The sequence below is a fragment of the Gracilibacillus xinjiangensis genome (assembly GCF_042651765.1).
Classification (GTDB): Bacteria; Bacillota; Bacilli; order Bacillales; family Amphibacillaceae; genus Gracilibacillus; species Gracilibacillus xinjiangensis.
This window is the reverse complement of the sequence record NZ_JBHSDT010000004.1, coordinates 45,712-66,441: the sequence shown is the minus strand read 5'-3', so window position 1 is coordinate 66,441 and position 20,730 is coordinate 45,712. Positions and strand designations below refer to the sequence as shown.

17 protein-coding genes are annotated in these 20,730 nt (G+C 37.1%); 1 reads left to right on the top strand and 16 read right to left on the bottom strand.

Annotation, left to right across the window (positions count from 1 at the left end; all coding sequences use genetic code 11):
* Positions 1–72: 72 nt before the first annotated feature.
* From manA to ACFOY7_RS04610, 13 genes are all read right to left on the bottom strand, one after another.
* Positions 73–1,029 (bottom strand): mannose-6-phosphate isomerase, class I, encoded by a 957-nt coding sequence (manA, locus tag ACFOY7_RS04670; RefSeq protein WP_390249884.1) that lies wholly within the window; start codon positions 1,027–1,029, stop codon positions 73–75.
* A 307-nt stretch (positions 1,030–1,336) separates the two neighbouring features.
* On the bottom strand, positions 1,337–2,572 hold the full coding sequence (locus ACFOY7_RS04665) for a S1C family serine protease (RefSeq protein WP_390249882.1): 1,236 nt from the start codon (positions 2,570–2,572) through the stop codon (positions 1,337–1,339).
* Between the two features lie 79 nt (positions 2,573–2,651).
* Positions 2,652–3,449 carry an MBL fold metallo-hydrolase gene (locus ACFOY7_RS04660; RefSeq protein ID WP_390249880.1) on the bottom strand — a complete coding sequence of 266 codons (798 nt, stop codon included), beginning with the start codon at positions 3,447–3,449 and terminating at the stop codon, positions 2,652–2,654.
* Positions 3,446–4,381 (bottom strand): two-component system regulatory protein YycI, encoded by a 936-nt coding sequence (locus ACFOY7_RS04655; RefSeq protein ID WP_390249878.1) that lies wholly within the window; start codon positions 4,379–4,381, stop codon positions 3,446–3,448. Before ACFOY7_RS04655 ends, ACFOY7_RS04660 begins: the two co-directional genes overlap by 4 nt.
* Complete coding sequence (locus tag ACFOY7_RS04650; RefSeq protein WP_390249876.1) at positions 4,362–5,738, bottom strand: YycH family regulatory protein; 1,377 nt, start codon at positions 5,736–5,738, stop codon at positions 4,362–4,364. Before ACFOY7_RS04650 ends, ACFOY7_RS04655 begins: the two co-directional genes overlap by 20 nt.
* Complete coding sequence (gene walK, locus ACFOY7_RS04645) at positions 5,735–7,567, bottom strand: cell wall metabolism sensor histidine kinase WalK (RefSeq protein ID WP_390249874.1); 1,833 nt, start codon at positions 7,565–7,567, stop codon at positions 5,735–5,737. Before walK ends, ACFOY7_RS04650 begins: the two co-directional genes overlap by 4 nt.
* A gap of 6 nt (positions 7,568–7,573) precedes the next feature.
* Positions 7,574–8,278 carry a response regulator YycF gene (gene yycF, locus ACFOY7_RS04640; protein ID WP_390249872.1) on the bottom strand — a complete coding sequence of 235 codons (705 nt, stop codon included), beginning with the start codon at positions 8,276–8,278 and terminating at the stop codon, positions 7,574–7,576.
* Positions 8,279–8,506: 228 nt separating this feature from the next.
* Complete coding sequence (locus ACFOY7_RS04635) at positions 8,507–9,928, bottom strand: peptidoglycan DD-metalloendopeptidase family protein (protein WP_390249870.1); 1,422 nt, start codon at positions 9,926–9,928, stop codon at positions 8,507–8,509.
* Between the two features lie 333 nt (positions 9,929–10,261).
* Positions 10,262–11,548, bottom strand: a complete 1,287-nt coding sequence (locus ACFOY7_RS04630) for an adenylosuccinate synthase (RefSeq protein ID WP_390249868.1) — start codon at positions 11,546–11,548, stop codon at positions 10,262–10,264.
* A 148-nt stretch (positions 11,549–11,696) separates the two neighbouring features.
* Positions 11,697–13,058: a replicative DNA helicase gene (dnaB, locus tag ACFOY7_RS04625; RefSeq protein WP_390249865.1), complete on the bottom strand. Its 1,362-nt coding sequence runs from the start codon at positions 13,056–13,058 to the stop codon at positions 11,697–11,699.
* 124 nt (positions 13,059–13,182) lie between these two features.
* On the bottom strand, positions 13,183–13,629 hold the full coding sequence (rplI, locus tag ACFOY7_RS04620) for a 50S ribosomal protein L9 (RefSeq protein WP_390249863.1): 447 nt from the start codon (positions 13,627–13,629) through the stop codon (positions 13,183–13,185).
* Positions 13,626–15,608: a DHH family phosphoesterase gene (locus ACFOY7_RS04615; protein WP_390249861.1), complete on the bottom strand. Its 1,983-nt coding sequence runs from the start codon at positions 15,606–15,608 to the stop codon at positions 13,626–13,628. The genes rplI and ACFOY7_RS04615 overlap by 4 nt, the downstream gene beginning before the upstream one ends.
* Positions 15,609–15,640: 32 nt before the next feature.
* Complete coding sequence (locus tag ACFOY7_RS04610; RefSeq protein ID WP_390249859.1) at positions 15,641–16,576, bottom strand: DUF2232 domain-containing protein; 936 nt, start codon at positions 16,574–16,576, stop codon at positions 15,641–15,643.
* A 173-nt stretch (positions 16,577–16,749) separates the two neighbouring features.
* Between ACFOY7_RS04610 and ACFOY7_RS04605 the strand changes: the two genes are divergently transcribed.
* Complete coding sequence (locus ACFOY7_RS04605; RefSeq protein ID WP_390249857.1) at positions 16,750–17,523, top strand: HAD family hydrolase; 774 nt, start codon at positions 16,750–16,752, stop codon at positions 17,521–17,523.
* A 112-nt stretch (positions 17,524–17,635) separates the two neighbouring features.
* Here ACFOY7_RS04605 and serA read toward each other — a convergent pair whose 3' ends face one another.
* The 3 genes from serA to ssb all read right to left on the bottom strand — a co-directional run bounded on the left by serA (position 17,636) and on the right by ssb (position 20,725).
* A complete protein-coding gene (gene serA / locus ACFOY7_RS04600; protein ID WP_390249855.1) occupies positions 17,636–19,222 on the bottom strand; it encodes a phosphoglycerate dehydrogenase in 1,587 nt (528 codons plus the stop codon).
* 704 nt (positions 19,223–19,926) lie between these two features.
* On the bottom strand, positions 19,927–20,157 hold the full coding sequence (rpsR, locus tag ACFOY7_RS04595; RefSeq protein WP_100358428.1) for a 30S ribosomal protein S18: 231 nt from the start codon (positions 20,155–20,157) through the stop codon (positions 19,927–19,929).
* A gap of 28 nt (positions 20,158–20,185) precedes the next feature.
* On the bottom strand, positions 20,186–20,725 hold the full coding sequence (ssb, locus tag ACFOY7_RS04590) for a single-stranded DNA-binding protein (RefSeq protein WP_390249853.1): 540 nt from the start codon (positions 20,723–20,725) through the stop codon (positions 20,186–20,188).
* Between the last annotated feature and the right edge of the window lie 5 nt (positions 20,726–20,730).

The following is a 20,730-nucleotide window of genomic DNA, read 5'->3' as shown; positions in this document are numbered from 1 at the left end:
TGGTTATATAATTTCAAGTATGGATAAAAAAACCGCCCCGCATAACCATTGGGGCGATTATTCTTATGAAATTTATGTATGTGAAACAATAAATTCCCCATTGCCTTCCAATTTGTAATGATCAACTGTTGCCGGAATGATAAAATGATCGCCTTTTTTGCTCGTAAAGCTTTGCTCATCAACGGATAATGTTGCTTCACCACCGATAAGGCTTACTTGAAGAAAATCGCTTTCTCTTATTTTATCTACCGAACCTTCTAGTTTCCAGTGATAAACAGTAAAATAATCTTCTTCAACCAACTTTTTGCTGATTAATCCCCGGTAAACTTCTCTTGTTTGTTTCAGATGGATTGTTTCATGTGGAACTGTTGTTACTTCCTTGGCTTGTTGTAAATGTAATTCTCTTGTATTGCCTTGGGAGTCCGTACGATCATAATCATACACACGATAGGAAATGTCGCAACTTTGTTGTGTTTCAAGTATCATGATCCCCTTGCCTATTGCATGAAGCGTACCGCTCGGAACATATACAAAGTCTCCAGCCTTTACTCCTACCTTGCGCAATAATTGGTCCCATCTCCCTTGATCAATAAGCAGCTCTAATTCTTCTCTCGTTTTTGCATGGTGGCCAATAATCAGTTCCGCACCTTCTTCTGCACTTAGCACATACCAGCACTCTGTCTTCCCGTATGCTTCTTTTGCTATCTCTTGTGCATATTTATCATCTGGATGTACCTGAACAGATAAATTGTCATCTGCATCGAGTATTTTAATTAATAACGGATAGGCCTTCTTGTTATCCAGAGCTTTATTAAAGAGCTCTCCATGGTTGTTCCATGCATCTAACAAGGTTTTCCCTTCCAAGGGACCATTAACTATTTTACTCGATCCATTTGGATGGGCAGAGATTGCCCATGCTTCCCCCGTTCTTTCATATGGTATGGTGTACTGAAATTCTGTGTGTAACTTTTTCCCGCCCCAGATACGTTCATAAAAAATTGGCTGTAAAAAAATCGGTTCTTTATACATCTCCCCAACACCCCACCCAGTTTTATAATAATCTAAGGATACAATCCCCCTATGTATGAATCAAACTACATCCTATATTTTATCCACATGTGCACTCTATCTCCATCAATTATTCACATCTTAATAACGTTTTTGTTAATATATCCACAAACTTATCCACATACCCACATTTCCTTGTACATATATCGTATAGAACATAAATTCGAATACAATATATATACGGCTAATAACATCCCATCCACAGTTTGTGGATAATTATTAAAAAAGTGTGGATAAAAGCTATATAACTTTTATCCACACTTTTCAACTAATTCGACAATGTCGTTAATTCTACTGCTGTTTCTGTTCTTTTCCCATCTCGATAAAAAACAATGGTTAATTCTTCTCCTACTGTTTTCTTATCATACAAATGCTTTCTTAAATCAATAATATTTCCAACAGGTTCACCATCTAATTCTGTAATCACATCATATGCCTGCAGTCCACCTTGGTCAGCTGGTGACAATGGCTCGACACTTCGAATATAGATCCCCTGTTCCACTTCCTCAGGTAAATTTAAGCTTCTTTCCCATTCAATTTGAGCCACATCATTAAGGGAATATGCCTCTATACCTAAAAATGGCCGTGTTACTTCACCTGTTTGCTCTAATTCTTCAATTATTGGTATCGCATCATCAATCGGAATCGCAAAGCCAATCCCTTCAACAGATGATTCGGCGATTTTCATTGAGTTAATTCCAATTAATTGTCCCTGCATATTCAGAAGGGCTCCACCGCTATTCCCGGGGTTAATTGCTGCATCTGTCTGGATAACTTCTGACTGCCAATCTGCACGTCCATCTCCATTAAAATCCTGAGGAATGGCACGCTGTTTCCCACTAATAATACCTTGGGTTACTGAACCTGATAAGTACATACCAAGAGGGTTACCTATCGCAATTGCCGGTTCTCCGACATGGACATTTTCAGATGTCCCTAGTTCGATTTTCTTTCTAGCATAACTGGCATCCATTTCAATTACAGCTAAATCTGTATACATATCACTGCCAATCAGCTGTGCTTCCACATTTTCTTCATCAGATAGGACAATTTCTACAGTATCTGCTCCTTGAATCACATGGTGGTTTGTCACAATGTAAGCTTTGTCCCCATCAACTTTGTAAATAACGCCAGAGCCTGTTCCTGTTTCACCAGATTGTTCCTGGTCCCAGAAATTAGATTGGGATTGAATGTTTACAACACCAACAACTGCTGGTGATACATCTGCAACGATGTCCGTTATCGTTGAGGTAATATCAACTTGTACATTTTGGACATTTGATTCTATGCCATTATCTGTGGTTTTATTACTGCCTTGATCAGTTGATTCTACGGCCTGTTTTTCACCAACAATTACTTCATATGGTAATAAGCCATTGTTTACAAGTGCAGGTAATACAAGAGCAAATAAAAATGCTCCAAGTACCAAACCAGTAACTAAAGGAATAATCCAGTTGCTTTTCCTGCTTTTCTGTCTTGGATAATGATCATCATAATAACCCAATTTGGTCACCCTTTACGATTTTTTAGAGATAATCCTTAACAAAACATTTTCAGCTTATCCTACCTATGATTACTTCCTCTTAACCTACCTCATATAATGGTGTTGGTATTTTCGGGTCGGTATCATGCAATGTCACATGATTACCAACAGAGAAGCCGTAATCTGTTAACCCGTGTTCTACGGACATTCTTGCTAATTCTTTCATATTATTATCTTTACTTAAATGGGCTAAATAGATACGCTTTGTATTGTCTTTTATAATATCTTTGAGCGCAAGAGCACAATCCTCGTTAGAGACATGACCAGTATCTCCTAGAATTCTCCGTTTTACACTCCATGGATACCGGCCCATACGAAGCATTTCGACATCATGGTTGGCTTCAAATATGAGTACATCCGCGCCTTCAACCGTCTTCTTAATTCTCTCTGATACATAGCCTAAGTCTGTAACAAGTGCGACTTTCTTTCCATTATGGTGAAACACATAAAACATAGGATCTGCTGCATCATGTGATACCGCAAATGACTCTACATCCATATCACCAAATGTTTTGGTTTCTTCCATATTAAATAAAAACTTCTGGTCTACTGTCAGCTTACCAAGTGCATGCTCCATCGACTTCCATGTTCTCTCATTTGCATAGATAGGTAAATTATATTTTCGTGCAAAAATACCTAGACCTTTAATATGGTCACTATGTTCATGTGTTACTAATATTTTCGAAAGCTCGTTAGGATCTACTTGTACTTGTTCAAAAAGCCTTGTCAATTCTTTACCGCTCAGACCTGCATCCACTAATATTTTTTCCTTGTCTGTTCCTATATAAAAAGCATTCCCCGTACTGCCTGATGCTAAAACACTAAATTGCAAAGTCATTCCCCGTTCACTCCATCTGTTAACTCTATATTCTCTAGCAATTGATTCAAAAATTGAACAAGATCTGTTTGTTCCCAATCTGAATCTAACGATTGAATAAGATCCATATCATTTAAGGCGTATTCCTGAATATCCTGTTTCATTTCTAAAACAAATTCATGTTCATCTCTGGTGGAAATATGCCCTTCCACCGCATTTGCATAGTAGTAATCTGATTCATTTACTTCCAAACCCCATGTTGGAGTTAATACTTGTACACCATTTGGTAATGGCAATAAGTTGTGATAACCAAATTCCATTCTAGATATAGTGGAACCTGACTCGATACTCCCACGTCTGTATAAATCGGAGATTACCTTCATCGGATTGGCTAAACCATATTCCTCTTCACGCGGTTCATCCGCTTCTTCTAAAATTGTTTGAACATAATAAGTCATATCCCCATCTTCATTAACATGGATCATTAGTGTACCACTCAAATTATAGAATATTGGATCCTCCATCTTTTGGAAAAATATATAGGTGTTTGTTTTCTCATCCAATATATAATCATCTAAATCATAACTCTCGTCATTCCATATATTATCAATTATATTCTCGCCATCTTCATCAATATCGAAAGCAACTGGGTCATTAAATCTTGAGACAATCAAATGATCATCAATAACAGCAATGTCTTGGTTCGTAAAATCCTTTAGGGCACCAATGTCTTCCTCTGATAACTCCTTGCGCTGTGCATAGAGCCTTGAGGCTTCAGCTGGCTCATCCGGGATATCATCTAATCCTTCAATATTTCCTTGTATATTGTCTTCAAACGTTGTTTCAGGTAAGACGGACACTGTCTCCTGGTTATTAATAAACTGTTGCAATAAGAAAATGTCAAGCACCAGAAAGCATAAAATGAACAGTGTCTTAATTTGTCCCCATTGCATTTGTATGCCCTCCTTGATTTTCAGTCATTTCCTTCGTGATAATTTCCCAGCCATTGTATGTTTGAATACACCATGTCGGAATGAGATCAAATACTTGCTCTGCTTGCTGTTCTATACGATAACCTAATTGAATATCAAAAATTCGATCTGTTGTATATTCCCCGCTATTTTCCAGGAACTCAACCAATTCCTCTCCACTCATTAATCTCGTATCTGCTCGATCATACGACTGTGTCAGGATCATTAGCGGTCTTGTATACCTGAATAGACTGTCATTACGAAACTCCAGATACATCGTAGAGATATCTCCTTGTGTATTCAATGAGAAGATGGGATAGTTATTATAGATCATACGATATTCAATTTCCTGTAAAGAGGTATTTACATTATATAACCGATACTTAATCCCTTTTTGCTCTTGTGTTAACCACCCGTTATGTGAGTTAATGTGCTCAATTGAGAGAGTAAGCAATTGATCCCCTCTCACTTGGGAAGCCATACCTTCTGACTGATTCGTTTGTGAAATATCATCAGTGGAGAAGTCTGTGTACTCCATAAAGTATCCTTTAACGAACATTTGTCTTGTCCCATCAGAATAAGTTGTACCACCTTCAGGATTCGGTGAGCTCTTCACATCCTGAGGGTTTTGAAAGAATATACTTTGATATGTCTCTGAATCTGGACTCATACTGGTATAACCGAACTTTTTCCCCTTAATATTCGACTCTGATGGAATATAAACTAATCGGTCATTACGGACTTCCACAGGCTGATATGTGATAAAGTTCTCTTCCTTTTGAACCTTTTCGAAATAATCAATTACTGTAGGAATGTTTTGGATATTTGCTCGGATATCAATTCCATATGGGTCACTATTATCAAAAATTACTTGATTAGCCGTCCTGTTTTCATCAAGGAATAGTTTCACACTTTTAAATTGAGAATCAATAAAAATCTGCTCATCAGATGAGAAAATCTCACGGATATAGGCTGTTGGCATTGAAGTGGGAAACACTATTTCCACATAATCAACAGACTCATCTATTTCATCCTCATTTTCTTCTAACATACTAAAATCATAAAAATGAACTTTTTCTGATACTTCATCAAAAATATCCAATTCCTTTTCTTTCTCTTGAAAACCTGTTGTTGTTCCATTTGTATGAAAAAGGATTTGATATGGCTCAATCAGATTTTTCTTATTTTCTTCCACACCCGCTAACTCTGCATCTGTTGTTTGATCGTCTTCTCTCGCTACTTCATAAGCACGGTCATAATTCCATATAGCAAATGTTAATAGTAAGCTTAAGCCAATAAGAAAATAGAGTATGATTGTTTTCACTAATTCAAATTTCATCTTCTACCACCTCGCTTAAAATTCATTAGTGGTAGTGTAAAGTAGATAGTTGTTCCTTGCCCTTCTTTACTGGATGCCCAAATATGGCCATGATGTCCTTCAATAATCTCTTTGGAAATGGCAAGTCCTAAACCTGTACCACCTAATTCACGTGATCTTGCTTTATCCACACGATAAAAACGTTCAAAGATTTTTTCCACCTTTTCCCGTGCAATTCCTAATCCCTGATCTTTAATACTGATTTTAATTCGCTTTCGCTCTCGAATAAGCTGAAAGGTAATTTTGCCACCCTCTGGTGAATACTTAATTGCATTGGACATAATATTATCAATGACTTGGGTGATTTTATCTTTATCAATCCAGACATCTATCTTCTCATCCGGTATTTTTCTTTCTATACCGATTAATTCTGTTTTATTCATATCAAATCTATCTAAGATACTATGAACTAATGGCACCAGATCTGTTTTAACTTTTTTCATTGCATTCTCTTTATGGTCCATTTTTGATAACTGCAGCAAGTCATTGACTAAACGTATCATCCGTTCTGTTTCGTTTTGTGTCACTTCCAGAAATCGTGGTGCCAGTTCTTTATCTTCCCATGCACCATCTGTTAATGCTTCAATATAACTTCTCATCGTTGTCAGCGGTGTTCTTAGCTCATGAGAAACATTCGAAACGAATTCACGTCTTTCTCTTTCCACTTTCTCTTGTTCTGTTACATCACTAATAACAGTAATTAAACCAGTGAATGTCTCTGCTTCATCTTGAACAATAGAGAAGCTTGCTTTGACAAGAAACAGTTCCTCTTCTGTACTGAAATCAATCGTGAGTGAGCCTGTCTCCTCCAACTCTTTCACATCAATAACTTTGTCCTCTAATTGGAGCACCTCGACGATTTTTTGGCCTTTTGCTTCTTCTCGAGTAATTCCAATTAAATTCGAAGCTGGGCCATTAATTAATGTGATTCTCCCATGCTCATCCGTTGCAATCACACCATCTGACATGTTGGAAAGGACAGAACTGAGTTTACGTCTTTCTTCCTCTGTCGTTTGGTTAGCAAGTTTTAAACGATCATTCATATCATTGAAAGTGATGGCTAATTGGCCAATCTCATCTGTTCCATACACATTTACCTTTTTTGAAAAATCCCCTCGTGCCATAATCATTGCTTGTTTACGCATTTCGGTTATAGGTTTTGTAATTGACCGTGCAACAAGAATACCTAACACAATGGATATAACAATCGCTAATATTGTCGCATTGAGGAAAATTCGTGTGACATCCTCGAGCAGTCCATATATTTCTTCAATATTTGCATCCACCTGCAACACACCAACAGGGCTGTCATTTTGGCCATCAACAATTGGCACAATACGTCTCAATGTCCGATCATTATTATATTCATTACGGAATAACTTTTTATCTTCCTGGTTAAATTGCAGAGCTACACCGATTTCACTTTCACCTGTAATTCTTTTGCCAATTCGGTCCATTCTTCCATTTGCTCCAACGACACGTAATTGGGAGTCGATTACTTGTAAGTCTGTAAAAATATCCGTAGAATAACGATCGATAATATCTCTAACTTCTTCCTGCAGGGTAGGGCCCTCTTCATTTTCAGATCTATCTTTTGTGAAGACTTCTTCTAAATTAGCAACGAGTATTTGAATACGGTCTTGAAGATTTTCTTCAAAATTCTCATGTAAGCTATTCTCTAACTTGTTGACAAAATACGCCCCAATTACTTGAACCGCTAATAACAAAAAAAGTGTCAAGACAATTATAATTTTCAATCGGATCGATTGGAAGAAACCTACTCTATTCATAAACCATTACTCCTGTTCAGGATTTCGCAAATAATAGCCGACACCTCTTCTTGTTACAATCCATAAAGGATTACTAGGGTTATCCTCAATCTTCTCACGTAAACGTCTTACCGTAACATCTACTGTCCGGACATCTCCATAATAATCATATCCCCATACCGTCTCTAAAAGATGCTCTCTTGTCATCACTTGTCCAATATGTCGAGCTAAATAATGTAATAACTCAAACTCGCGATGAGTTAATTCTATATAATTACCATCTCTCGTTACTGTGTATGCATCTGGGTGAATCATTAAAGAACCAATTGTTATGTCATTTGTATCACGTTTCTGCTGATCAGGTTCTTGATTCTTTCTGCGCAGATTCGCCTTTACCCTTGCAATAAGTTCACGATTGCTAAAAGGTTTTGTTACATAATCATCTGCACCTAATTCAAGTCCCAGTACTTTGTCTATTTCAGAATCTTTAGCTGTTAACATAATAATTGGCATACTATGTGTCTTTCTTACCTCACGGCACACTTCATTCCCGTCTTTATTAGGCAACATGATATCTAATAAGATTAAGTCGGGATCCTCATTTAGTGCATATTCTATTGCTTGATCACCATCATATGCGCATATGACTTCATAACCTTCTTTTTCTAAGTTGAATTTTAATATATCGGCAATCGGCTTTTCATCATCCACAACTAGAATTTTTTGACTCATAAAAGCACGTCCTTTTTTAAAAAAATTTAATAGGATTTATCTTTTCCTAATTATCTATTTTACCCGAAATCTGCCCAAATGTCTTTCCATCACCATTTAATCCTTGAGGAATACCAGTTTAGCAACAATTATTTACTCCAAATGATAGATATACTCAGAGTGAAAACGAAAAACCCTCGCTACTCTTGTAACAAGGGTTTAAAATTATCATTTTAGGGTAAATAAAATCTAGAAAAGACTAGCGGGATTTACTAATGAACCATTTTTGCGAACTTCAAAATGCAGGTGGATACCTGTAGAATTACCGGTTGAACCCATTACTCCAAGTGTACTGCCCTTCTCAACAGTTTGCCCGGCAGATACACTGATTGATGACAAATGAGCATAAACGGTCTGGTATCCATTGTTATGATCTATGACTACTTTGTTGCCATAACCGCCACTATCCCATCCTGCTGAGACCACTGTTCCATTATCAGCTGCTAAGATGGAACGATTGCTGACACCGGCAATATCCATCCCTTTATGGTAAGAGCCCCATCGCTCACCCATATGGCTGGAAACATAACCACCAACAGCTGGCCAGTGGAATTGTCCCGATCCTCTTGATGGGACTACTTTCGTTCCTTTAACAATCACTTCATTAACAGGTTCTTCTGTTACGGTTTCTTCCACAACTTCTTTTGTAGCTGTTCTTCCATTTATTTTTTGAACCTGATATTTGATCTCTTTCGAACCATTGGAGCCTTCCTGCTTTACTTCTTCGTCACCTTTGTACATTGTCTCTGATTCTTCAATTTCTGTTTCAAATGCAATGGTTTCTTCCACTTTTTGTTCCTCTGTAATAATAACTTCTACAAATGGTTTTAATACAGTAACATTTAATTCATCACCAATTTGAATCAAAGAGTCTTCTGTTAAACCAGGGTTGAGCTCAAGTAATTGATCCAGTGTTAAATTATGTTTGGATGCAATGGAACCCAATACATCGCCTTCTGCTACAGTATACTTCTTATTTTCCAATGTGCCGTTCTCTAATAAAGTCAAACCCTCTTCAACAGTCAGCACATTAGATGCTAAAACTTTCTCTTCTTTCATGGACACATCTGCAGACAAGCTCACATTCGTAATACGAGATTCTCCAACAGACAATGAAACTGTTTCTGAGCTGTTTTCCAGCTTCTGGAGTTCTTCTGCACTGACGAACTTTTCTTTATATGTTTGGATAACCTGTTCTGCTTCCTTTTCGTTAGCAAAATATCCAACTGCTTGTCCGCCAACAGTTAGTGAAATTGCCTCCACTTTGACTGTTAATTCTTCGTCTAAATAATTGATTACCTCATTTTCCGTCGTTTGTACGGTAAAAACAGTTTCCGGAACATATGTAATGTTCTCATCAATCGTATATGTGAATTCATCATGTTGTGTTTGTTCTTTTAATTTTTCAATCTTCTGTTCAACAAAGTTAGCTATGGATTGCTGATCATCTACTACACCGATATGTTGTCCATCTACATAAACATGATAGATTTCTAATAGTTCTGTTTCCTCAGCAAAGATAGTCGGTGCAGAAATACCGAATCCTATTAAACTAGCTATAACCGTGTTTCTAAATACTTTTTTTACATTATGGAATTTGCTTTCTCGCATTGTGCATATCCTCCTATTTCCCTAAAATGATCCATTAATATCTCTAATTCAAATGAATCACCTTTAATAAGTTAACATATAACAATATTGCCTGGAAAGAGATTAAGCAGTAATGTAACATAACTGTATAATAACTCCCAATAATTAACAAAATAAATGTTATTTATTGCAGGAAAATGTTGTTATTAGGGAAAACGTGTTAGCTTGCTTATAGAAGGTGGAGGAAATTTAAAATGATATATGGAGAAAGCGCAGAGGCTATTGGCAGCAATCTGATTTGTTTGAATAAAAATAAGGTACAACCAGTTTTTGATTGTACCTTTTCACTGCACTTTAACTATATACACTTCTCACTACATTTGTTTGTGAACGATCTGGTCCGACAGAAAAGATCGATAACGGAATACCTGTTAATTGGGATACGCGTTCTAAATAGTGACGCGCATTTTCCGGCAGTTCATGAAGGTTTTTCACACCTGTAATATCTTCTGTCCAGCCAGGCAGCTCTTCATATACTGGTTCACATTCTGCCAAGATCTTCAAGCTAGCAGGGAACTCTTCCATAATCTCCCCTTTATACTTATAAGCCGTACAAATCTTTAATGTTTCAATGCCAGTAAGCACATCAATCGAATTTAGAGAAAGGTCCGTAATTCCACTAACACGACGGGCATGTCTTACAACAACACTATCAAACCAGCCTACACGGCGAGGGCGGCCTGTAGTTGTCCCATACTCATTACCCACTTCACGTATGCGGTCACCTGTTTCATTCTTTAACTCTGTTGGGAATGGTCCATCACCAACACGTGTCGTATATGCTTTTGATACACCAACAACATGGTTGATTTTTGATGGGCCAACACCGGAACCAATAGTTACACCACCTGCGATCGGGTTGGAAGATGTAACAAATGGATATGTCCCCTGGTCAATATCTAACATAACCCCTTGTGCCCCTTCAAATAAAACACGGCGGCCGTCATCTAGGGCGTCATTTAATACAACGGATGTATCAACAACATACTTTTTAATCTGTTGACCATATTCATAATATTCTTCCAAAACATCTTCAATCTGCATTAATTCTGTTTCATATACTTTTTCAAACAGACGATTTTTGTCTTTTAAATTGATCTCTAGCTTTTCTCTAAATGCTTCTTTGTCTAATAGATCAGCTATTCGAATTCCAACACGTGCCGCTTTATCCATATAAGCAGGACCGATTCCTTTACGTGTTGTTCCAATTTTATTAATACCTTTTTCATCTTCTTGAAGTGCGTCCAATTTTAAGTGATAAGGCAGGATAACATGGGCACGATTACTGATACGTAAATTATCTGTGCTCACATCTTTATCATGTAAATAAGCTAGTTCCTCTACAAGTGCTTTAGGGTCGATAACCATTCCATTACCTAAGACACAAATTTTATCATCAAAGAAGATCCCTGAAGGAATCAAGTGCAATTTATATGTAATTCCATCAAACTTAATTGTATGACCTGCGTTATTTCCACCTTGGTATCTTGCTACAACTTCCGCATTTTGTGAAAGAAAATCTGTAATCTTTCCTTTACCTTCGTCTCCCCATTGTGTTCCCACTACGACTACTGAAGACATATACGGCACCTCCGCCTAATCATTTTATTAATACGTTAACAATTTTATCAATCAAGACGAGCTATGTCAATTTTATTTACGAACATTTTTTTCTCTTTTCCTGTTATTGTTCGTAAAAAAAAGACCGTGTAAAAAAACTACACTGGTCTTATGCTGGTGGTATATCGCTATCCTGATAACGATGGTCTAAATCCACGAACTTGTTATATTCCTTTACAAAAGCAAGTTCTACTGTGCCAACAGGGCCATTACGTTGTTTTGCAAGAATGATTTCAATGATATTCTGTTTTTCTGATTCTTTATCATAATAGTCATCTCTGTATAAGAACCCGACAATATCGGCATCTTGCTCGATACTCCCAGACTCACGCAAATCAGACATCATTGGCCGTTTGTCCTGTCTGGATTCTACCCCCCGAGATAGCTGAGATAGTGCAATAAGTGGTACATTGAGCTCTCTTGCTAACCCCTTTAAGGAACGGGAGATTTCTGATACCTCTTGCTGGCGGTTTTCCTTTGAATTGACACTACCTTGGATAAGCTGTAAATAGTCAATTAAGATCATGCCAAGACCATGCTCTTGCTTCAACCTTCTGCATTTGGAACGGATTTCACTGACACGGATACCTGGTGTATCATCAATGAATATACCTGCATTCGATAGACTTCCCATTGCAAGAGATAGTTTACGCCAATCCTCTTCTTCTAATGCACCTGTTCTCAATCTTTGGGCATCAATATTACCTTCCGCACAAAGCATACGTGATACTAACTGATCTGCTCCCATCTCTAAACTGAAGATGGCAACATTTTCATCTGTTCGAATGGCAACGTTTTGGGCAATATTAAGAGCGAAGGCTGTTTTCCCAACAGACGGTCTCGCAGCAACAATAATTAAATCATTACGCTGAAACCCTGATGTGATTCGGTCTAAATCACGGAATCCTGTCGCAATTCCCGTTACTTCCCCTTTATTTTTGTGCAATTGATCGATATTATCATACACATCAATTAATACATCTTTTATATTTTTAAATGCGGAAGAGTTTTTACGGTTGGAAACTTCCAAAATACGGCGTTCTGATTCATTTAAGACTTCTTCTACTTCATCTTCTTTGTCAAAGCTGTCTGTAACTATATCTGTTGCCGTTCGAATTAACCTGCGTAAAATGGATTTCTCTTCAACAATTTTGCAATAATACTCAATGTTTGCTGCTGTCGGGACGGCATTGGCTAAATCACTTAAATAGGAAACTCCTCCAACATCGTCAAGTTGTTTATTATTCGACAAGCTTGTCGTTACTGTAACTATATCAATCGGTTCACCTTTATCCGCTAATGTCATCATTACACGGAAGATGATTTGATGGCTTGCCCGGTAAAAATCCTCTGGCAATAAGATCTCGGAAGCAGTTGAGAGCGCATCAGGCTCTAAAAAAATCGCACCAAGTACTGCTTGTTCTGCTTCCATATTATGCGGTGGTGTCCGGCCTTGTAATGCATCACTCATTTATTTCACCTCTCCAATGGATAAACCTACTTAAAAATACTATTATATAAATTCCTTGAAAGAAAAGCTATGGAAATTTGCTCTAATACGTTAAAAAAATGGGAAGTTTTAGCTTCCCATTTCTTTATGCTTCTACCACATGTACTTTAATCGTCCCAGAAACGTCGGGATGAATTTTAACTGGCACATTTGTATACCCTAATGAACGAATCGGCTGATCTAATTCTATTTTACGTTTGTCCATTTTTATTTGGTGAGTTTTCTTTAACTCCTCAGCAATTTGTTTACTTGTAATGGAACCGAATAAACGGCCGCCATCACCAGATTTAGCAGTGAGCTTCACTTCAATTTTTTCTAATTTCTCTTTTAATTGCCTTGCCTCATTTACTTCTTCTTCCTCTTGTTTGGCTTGTTTATTTTTCTGTGCCTTCAGTGCACTCATATTCGCCTGGTTTGCCTCAACTGCCAGGTTATTTTTGAAAAGGAAGTTTCTTGCATACCCATCAGAAACATTCTTTACTTCCCCTTTTTTTCCTTTACCTTTCACGTCTTGTGTTAAGATTACTTTCATTCTTGATCTCCTCCTTCGTAATACTCATCAATTATCTCTTTAAGCCACTCATAAGCATCAATTACAGCCATATCATCAAGCTGGGTAGCAGCATTCGTTAAATGGCCGCCACCATTCATTCTTTCCATTATTACCTGAACATTTACTTTACCAAGTGAGCGTGCACTGATACCAATTCTTCCATCTTTTCGTTCCGAAATAACGAAAGATGCCTCGACGCCTGTCATCGTTAATAATGTATCCGCAGCTTGAGCAATCACGACTGGCCCGTATGTTTCCCTGGAATTACCTACAGATATCGCCAGGTTCCCCCTGTATATATTCGTGTTCTCAATTAAGCGGCTCCGTTTAACATAAATATCCAAATCTTCTTTTAAGAATTTCTGTACGAGCACGGTGTCAGCACCTTTTGAACGTAAATAAGAGGCAGCATCAAACGTCCTCGAACCTGTTCTTAATGTGAAGCTTTTTGTATCAACAATAATACCTGCTAATAATGCTGTTGATTCTAACATATTCAGACTTAATTTGCTTGGTTGATACTCAAGCAGTTCTGTTACTAACTCCGCTGTTGAAGAAGCATATGGTTCCATGTATACGAGTGTCGGGTTCTCAATAAATTCTTCCCCCCTGCGGTGATGGTCAATGACGACAACATGCTCTGTCTTGTGAACTAACTTCTCTTCTATTGTGATCGAAGGTTTATGTGTATCCACCACAACAAGTAATGTATCTTTTGTGACAATATCTAAGGCAGACTCAGGGTCAATAATATGCGACCATAAATTCTCATCTTCCTTAATCTCATCAACTAAACGCTGTACACCTGTATCAATATCATTCTCATCAAGTACAACAAACCCTTCGACATCATTAGCTAACGCTATTTTCAATACACCAATCGACGCCCCGAGAGAGTCCATATCTGGTGCACGATGCCCCATTATTATTACTTGGTCACTTTCTTTAACCAACTCTTTCAGTGCGTGGGAAATTACTCTTGCTCTAACCCTTGTTCGCTTCTCCATCGGATTTGTTTTTCCACCATAGAAACGAACTTTACCAGACTGGTCGTCTTTTACCACTACTTGGTCTCCGCCACGCCCTAATGCAAGATCCAAACTTGATTGGGTCAGTTCACCTAATGCAGGCAGGGTCTCACTTCCCCGTCCAATACCAATACTTAATGTCAGCGGAACATTACTGTCTGTTATTAATTCCCTTACAGCATCTAATATTTCAAACTTGTTTTTTTCTAAGTTTTCAAGAATTTGCTGATTCAGTACAGCTAAAAATCGTTCCTGAGAGATTCTTTTTAAATAGATGCCATTCACATTTGACCAATTGTTCAAATGTGAGGTTACTTGTGAATTAATTTGGCTTTTAGCTGTATCATCCATATTCTGTGTTATCTCTTCATAGTTATCTAAGAAGATAATGCCAAGCACTGTTCTTTCCTGATGGTACAATTGTTGTAATTCTGTCTGCTTTGTACGATCAAAGAAATACAACAATCGCTCATCTCTTTTATTATAGATTTGATAATCCGCGTCATTGATGTGTAACCAAAAGCTTTCTTTACTCTCATCTTTCATTTGCGATAAAATTTCTGCGGACAAAATCTCCAAATTCTCGCCAACTAACGTTTCCTCTTTCGTAAACTGATTCATATATGGGTTCGCCCATTCAATTTGGTAATCCTCGCCATACAGGACAATACCAAAAGGCATCTCCAGTAAAGCTTCTTCCCCTACCTTTTTTACACGGTATGATAGCGTGGAAATATATGCCTCTGTCTGATTTACTATTTGCTCTTCTTTTTTTATACTGTAATACAAAGACACAGCATAAAAAACGGCCATTACAATACCTACAATCCAATGATAGTAAAATAACATAACTAACAAAATAAAGGATAATAGATAAATGCCTATAATATGTCTGCCTATTTTAGGTTTCTTGAAGAATTCTAACGGCATTTCTGTCAGCTCCTAACTAAAGCATACGTATCTCACTCAGAAACTCTCTTTTTTAATTCAAATCCTAAGTCAATTATACCTAAGATTCTCATCAAATAAAGCCCTATGACCGGAAAAAATATCACTACAAGAATACTAATAACAGGTAGAGCTTTTGACTTAGCTTTTACATAACTGTAGTGAAAAACGAATGACAAACCTTGCAGTATTAATAAAATACCAGCTAAATTTGATACATTTAATAATATCATTTGACTAAATCCACTGTCTCCACTAAAAAGTGAAAAAATTAATGTTAAGAAATAAATCCATAATACTAACTTCGGTAATTGAAACTTGCGGAACGGGGGAAAAGAATACTTTTCCTCCTTGTTATGATTGATCCATTTATAACACAGCCATTGTGTAATTATTGCTATGACCATTGAAACAACTACCAATACTACTGGCAATAATTGCAGAAAAGCCAGCATCTGTTCCCTGATTAAATTTAAATCTTCTGCAGAAAGCTGTGACACCCCAAGCATTTGGATGATCTGCTCTGTCATTTGAAGCGATTCATCCATTGTATTAGTATATACTTCTCTAATCGAAATACCCAATACTGCTTCTACATATGCATAGACACCGACTAGACCGAGTAAAAAGCCCATTGTTCCTTTCGACCATGTCTCATATGGATGCTGTCGCTTTTTCATAGAGAAACCAATCATTGTTCCTCCCAAAATAGCGATCAAACTATTTGGCAGCGATAATACAGGGAAAACAATGAAACTAAATAATGTTACGATCCCAATCGCAAGTAAAAATAAGCTCCGATGATATCGCAACAGTAAAAGTACAACAGGTATCGGAAGCAGCATAATCGTTAGAAGTTGCAAAAATGGAACGAATACAGTGACTAATAATATACCAATGTATAACAAAATATATAAGAAGTACTTTCTATTTAAGGTTTTTTCATTCATTACATGTCCTCCTCAATTAAACCATACACTTTAGCCATTATAAACGAAGTAAACATATGATGCTATCAGAATCCCTTTAATCGGCCATTCCTTATAATTCTAACTTTTTCCCTATACGAAGGACAGGTTGTTCCATTATAATAATGAAAGAACTGATAGGAGGAGGAAGGAAAATGGTTAAAACGATTATATTTGACCTTGATGATACGTTGTTATGGGACAAAAAAAGTGTTAAAGAAGCCTTTGTTGCGACATGCCAATTAGCAACAGATAAGTATGGTGTCGATAGTGAGAATCTTGAAGAAGCTGTAAGGGAACAAGCTAGAAAATTGTACCAGGGTTATGAGACATACGAATTTACCCAAATGATCGGGATTAATCCTTTCGAAGGTCTTTGGGGCAACTTTCTTGATGATCATACATATTTCAAAAAAATGGCAGAGATTGTGCCAACATACCGCAAAGATGCGTGGACAAATGGCTTGAAACAGCTTGGAATAGATGATCCAGAATTTGGTGCATATCTGGCCGAACAATTCCCAATCAATCGAAAAAAGAGTCCGTTTGTTTATGAAGAAACATTTGATGTATTAAGAAAGCTTCAGGGGAAATATCAATTAATTATGTTAACAAATGGCTCACCTGATCTGCAGAATACTAAACTAACCATTACACCTGAACTAAAGCCATTCTTTGATCATATCATTATTTCCGGCAGTTTTGGTAAAGGGAAGCCGGATCCAAGTATCTTCGAGCATGTACTTCAAACAGCAAACGTAGCGAAAGAAGATGCGATTATGGTCGGTGACAACTTAATGACAGATATTTTAGGTGCCAACAGAACCGGAATAAAAAGTGTCTGGATTAATCGTGAAAATAAAACACCAACAGATGTAAAACCAACATATGAGATCAAACATTTAGACGAATTGTTTGAAATAATATAAGCATTGCGCATGCCATTTTCTAATATTGTCAGTATACTGAAACTTCCCATTTTTTGAGTAATAAAAAACAAGAGCCCTTCTCTTTAAAGAATAGCTCTTGTTTTTTTCTTTATCAAAGTTCCATTGCTGTTAATTTTTCAATTTCATCAATTTGCTTTAATGCTTCAATTTCTTCATCTTCCAGGTATCTATCAACAGACAAAATCATAATAGCTTCTCCGCCAACATCTGAGCGGCCTACCTGCATTGCACCAATATTAATACCTTTTTGTGCAAACATGCTGCCTACTTTACCAATAACCCCAGGACGATCATTGTGTTTAATAACAACTAGATTACCTTCAGGCACGACATCAACACTGTATGCATCTACTTGGACAATCCGTGGTCCTAATCCATTTAGTAATGTACCAGCAATAGAGCGTGTAACATCCTTTGTTTTCACTTCTACCTTAAGTAGATTCGTAAATCCTTTCGGTGAAGAAGATTTATTTTCATTTACCTGGATGCCGCGTTTTTCTGCCAGGTATGAAGCATTCACATCATTTACATGATCACCAAGGTGGCGTTTTAAGAGACCTTTAATTGTATTTCGAGTTAATGGCGCTACTTCTAGTTCTGTTAAATCACCAGAATAAGAAATATTAATCTCTTCCACAACACCACTTGTTAAGTATGTTAAAAAGGTACCTAATTTCTCTGATAAATGGAAGTATGGTTCAATCTTGTTCAATACTTCTTTTGGTACAGAAGGTAAATTAACTGGATTGCGTGCAACACCTTCTGTTAAATATCTTGTCACATCATGGCTGACATCAATTGCTACATTTTCTTGTGCCTCCACTGTACTAGCACCTAAGTGTGGTGTTGCAATAACTTCCGGTAATTCCAGTAAACGGTGGTCAGTTGCCGGTTCTTCTTCAAACACATCTAGTGCTGCACCTGCAACTTTACCTGATTTAATGGCATCATATAAGGCTTCTTCATCAATAATACCACCGCGGGCACAGTTAATGATTCTTACGCCATCCTTCATTTTCGCAAATGCATCTTTATTGATCATATGTTTCGTTTCTTTAATAAGAGGTGTATGTACTGTAATAAAGTCGGCAACTTTAATAACATCCTCCACAGAACCAAAATCAATGCCAAGTTTATCTGCTCTTTCTTTCGTTAAAAATGGATCATAACCAATTACATTCATTCGCTGCCCTTTTGCACGTGTTGCTACTTCTACACCAATTCTACCCATACCGATAACACCTAATGTTTTACCTTTTAACTCTACACCGACATGTGTCTTACGATCCCATTTCCCATTTTTTAATGCGGCATATGCTTGAGGAATCTTACGAGCTAAAGACATTAGCATTGCAACAGTATGCTCAGCTGCTGAATTTGTATTCCCGTCTGGTGCATTCACAACAATAATTCCGAATTCTGTTGCTGCACTTAAATCAATATTATCTACACCTACACCAGCACGGCCAATGATCTTCAATTTCTTCGCCTTGCTGATAATATCTCTTGTTACTTTTGTTTGACTGCGTACAAGCAGAGCATCATATTCGCCAATCTTCTCTGCTAATTCGTCTGCAGATAAGCTTGTTTGTATATCTACTTCAATATTATCTGCTTCTCTTAATGGTTGAATTCCATCTTCACTTAATGGATCACTTATTAGTACTTTAAATGCCATAATTGTTGTCCCCTCCCGCAATTAAATAAAGCCTTTTACTATTCGTGAAACATTTCACTTTTTAACTGAACAATTAAATTACTACTTTATTATAACACCGATACAGTTAGAGGTGCGATGATAAATTGTTTGAATTAACAAAAAACTTCTTTCATTCTATTTTTAAAGAGTAATCTAAGTTTTTTCTATCATAGCAAATACAAGACATATGTCAAGGGTATAACAGAAAATATTCGGATTTGAACGTTTATTTGTATAAAAACAATCAATATCTCTCTCCCTTTTCACCAAAACACGAATATATTCGAGTATAGCTCATGATAATATATATTTTTATATGTATTAATGAACTCGTATCACATACTTGAGTGAGTAGCCTTATACTATCTCTCCGCCAGTATAAGAGAATTTGATCTATCATGTAAAGATAAAACTGAATTAGAAAACAACGAAACAGGATCATTTATTATAGCAGGAAGGAAAACAATGACAAATTGAGAATCCAATGGGAAAGCTGTACAGGGGGTGCATGGTTGATATCGCAGAAATATATTTTTGGTTAGCATCGGATTTTAGAGGCACTGCCCGTATGCTTACATATGTGCTATTTATCTAATGAGAAATAGCAAACATGGAGTATTCTTCTCATTTCTTTAGCATAAAAAAACTGCCCCAAGTTGAAAAACTGTGGGACAGTCTCTTTTTTATTCAGTTACATAAGGTAAAAGCGCCATTTGACGAGCACGCTTAATAGCTTTTGTCAGTTTACGTTGGTATTTTGCAGAAGTTCCTGTTACACGACGAGGAAGAATTTTTCCACGTTCAGAAACGAAACGTCTTAATAAGTCAACATCTTTATAGTCAATGTGTGTAATACCGTTCGCTGTGAAGAAACACACTTTACGACGCTTTGCGCGTCCACGACGAGCTGCCATTATTCATAACCTCCTTTTTTATTTTTAATTAAAATGGTAAGTCATCATCAGAAATATCAATCGGCTCTCCACTATCCTGGAATGGATTGTCTGGATTGTTATTTCCTTGATTATTTGAATTATTTTGATTGTTGTTTTGATTGTTGTTTTGATTGTATTGATTCATTTGATTTGGTTGATTCTGACTTTGGTTTTGATTATAACCACCTTGAGCTCCTTGACCGCCAGGTTGTCCTCCTTGTGAGCCACCTTTTGATTCTAAGAACTGTACAGAATCAGCAACAATTTCTGTTATAAAAACACGTTTCCCGTCAGGATCATCATAGCTACGTGTTTGAACACGACCATCCACACCAATTAGACTACCTTTACTCATAAAATTGGCCAGGTTTTCAGCTGGTCTTCTCCAAACAACACAGTTAATAAAGTCAGCTTCACGTTGTCCTTGTTGATTAGAAAAAGGGCGATTAACTGCAATAGTAAAGTTTGCTACAGCTACTCCACTCGGTGTATAACGCAAGTCTGGATCTTTCGTTAACCTGCCGACAAGTACGACACGATTCAACATCAGAA